Annotated in this window: 1 protein-coding gene; it reads right to left on the bottom strand. The window is 68.1% G+C overall.

The annotated features are described in order from the left end of the window. Nucleotides 1-392, bottom strand: a 392-nt coding sequence (locus D7Y13_RS44615; protein ID WP_147452787.1) for an AAA family ATPase, incomplete at both ends; no start/stop codon positions are given.

Genomic DNA, 392 nt, shown 5'->3' with positions numbered 1-392 from the left:
TGCATCTCCCGGCCGATGCCGGAGTCGCTGAGCAGCTCCTGGATGTCCAGCAGCCGACAGGAGGAGCCGTTGATCTCGTACTCGCTGGCCCCGTCCCGGAACATCCGCCGGGTGATCGCCACCTCGGCGTAGTCGATCGGCAGCGCCCCGTCGGCATTGTTGATGGTCAGCGTCACCTCGGCCCGACCCAGCGGCGGCCGGTCGGCGGTGCCGGCGAAGATGACGTCTTCCATCTTGCCGCCGCGCAGCGCCTTGGCACCCTGCTCGCCGAGCACCCAGGCGATCGCGTCGACCACATTGGACTTGCCGGACCCGTTGGGGCCGACCACCGCGGTGATGCCCGGCTCGAAGTTGAGAGTGGTGGCCGAGGCGAAGGATTTGAAGCCCTTGAG

It is taken from the genome of Corallococcus praedator, assembly GCF_003612125.1.
In the GTDB taxonomy this organism is placed as follows: domain Bacteria; phylum Myxococcota; class Myxococcia; order Myxococcales; family Myxococcaceae; genus Corallococcus; species Corallococcus praedator.
This window is presented reverse-complemented; position numbering and strand designations above follow the sequence as displayed.